The organism is Neisseria sp. HMSC070F02, assembly GCF_001814225.1.
Classification (GTDB): domain Bacteria; phylum Pseudomonadota; class Gammaproteobacteria; order Burkholderiales; family Neisseriaceae; genus Neisseria; species Neisseria meningitidis.
Genome location: NZ_KV815493.1, coordinates 1 through 1,725 on the forward strand (window position 1 = coordinate 1; position 1,725 = coordinate 1,725).

2 protein-coding genes are annotated in these 1,725 nt (G+C 53.7%); both read right to left on the reverse strand.

Annotation, left to right across the window (positions count from 1 at the left end; genetic code table 11):
* Positions 1–775, reverse strand: a 775-nt coding sequence (rfbA, locus tag HMPREF2959_RS09930; protein WP_070696741.1) for a glucose-1-phosphate thymidylyltransferase RfbA, incomplete at its 3' end; no start/stop codon positions are given.
* Between the two features lie 62 nt (positions 776–837).
* Positions 838–1,725 (reverse strand): dTDP-glucose 4,6-dehydratase (gene rfbB / locus HMPREF2959_RS09935; RefSeq protein WP_070696743.1); only part of this gene is annotated, 888 nt, incomplete at its 5' end.

The window sequence follows — 1,725 nt, forward strand, 5'->3', positions numbered from 1 at the left end:
CGTTGCGCCAAGCGATTTCTTCGAGGCAGGCGATGTGCAGGTTTTGGATGTTTTGCACGGTTTGGACGAATGAAGCCGCCTCGTGCAGGCTTTCGTGCGTGCCGGTGTCCAACCATGCGAAACCGCGTCCCAACAGTTGTACCGACAATGAACCGTCTTCCAAATACATCCGGTTGAGGTCGGTAATTTCCAATTCGCCGCGTGCGGACGGTTTGAGCTGTTTGGCGAACTCGACGGCGCGGTTGTCGTAGAAATACAAGCCGGTTACCGCCCAATCGGATTTGGGCCGTTGCGGTTTTTCTTCGATGGAAACGGCGCGGAAGTTTTCGTTAAATTCAACCACGCCGAAACGTTCGGGGTTTTTGACCTGATAAGCAAACACGGTTGCGCCGTGCGTTTGCGCTGCCGCCTGTTTCAATGTTTGCGTAAACGACTGACCGTAAAAAATATTGTCGCCCAAAACCAAGCAAACATTGTCGTTGCCGATAAATTCTTCGCCGATGATAAATGCCTGTGCCAAGCCGTCCGGACTGGGTTGCACGGCATAACTGATGGAAATGCCGAAATCGCTGCCGTCGCCAAGCAGGCGTTTGAAAGAGGCGTTGTCTTCAGGCGCGGTAATCACCAAAATATCGCGGATTCCCGCCAGCATCAAAACCGACAAGGGGTAATAAATCATCGGTTTGTCGTACACGGGCAGGAGCTGTTTGGATACGCCGCGCGTGATGGGGTAGAGGCGCGTGCCGCTGCCGCCTGCCAGTATGATGCCTTTCATCTTTTCTTTCTTCCTTTGCGATGGGTTTTCAGACGGCATTGCGTCGGGATGCCGTCTGAAAACTATTTTCCAGTACCTAAACGTTCCAAACGATAGCTGCCGTTCAATACATTTTGCCACCAGGTTTTGTTGTCCAGATACCATTGCACGGTTTTGCGGAGGCCGGACTCGAAGGTTTCCAAAGGCAGCCAGCCCAAATCCCGCCTGATTTTGGCTGCGTCGACGGCGTAGCGTACGTCATGGCCGGGGCGGTCTTGTACGAAAGTAATCAAATCTTCATAACGCGCCACACCGGCCGGTTTTTCGGGAGCGAGTTCTTCCAGCAGGGCGCAGATGGTTTTGACGACTTCAATATTGGCTTTTTCATTGTGGCCGCCGATATTGTAGGTTTCGCCGACAACACCTTCGGTAACAACCTGATACAGTGCGCGCGCGTGGTCTTCGACAAACAGCCAGTCGCGGATTTGCATACCGTCGCCGTACACAGGCAGCGGTTTGCCGTCAAGCGCGTTCAGAATCATCAAAGGAATGAGTTTTTCCGGAAAATGGTAAGGACCGTAGTTGTTGGAGCAGTTGGTTACAATGGTCGGCAAGCCGTAAGTACGCAACCACGCGCGGACGAGGTGGTCGCTGGACACTTTAGAGGCAGAGTAGGGGCTGGACGGCGCGTAGGGCGCGGTTTCGGTAAACAAATCGTCCGTGCCGCCTAAATCGCCATAGACTTCATCGGTGGAAATATGGTGGAAACGGAAGGCTTCGTGCTGTTCAGACGGCATTTGTTGCCAGTAGGCGCGGGCTGCTTCAAGCAGATTGAATGTGCCGACGATATTGGTTTGGATAAACTCGCCTGCCGAATCGATAGAGCGGTCGACATGGCTTTCCGCTGCCAAGTGCATCACCGCATCAGGCTGGTGTTCGGCAAACACACGATCCAGCGCCGCACGGTCGCA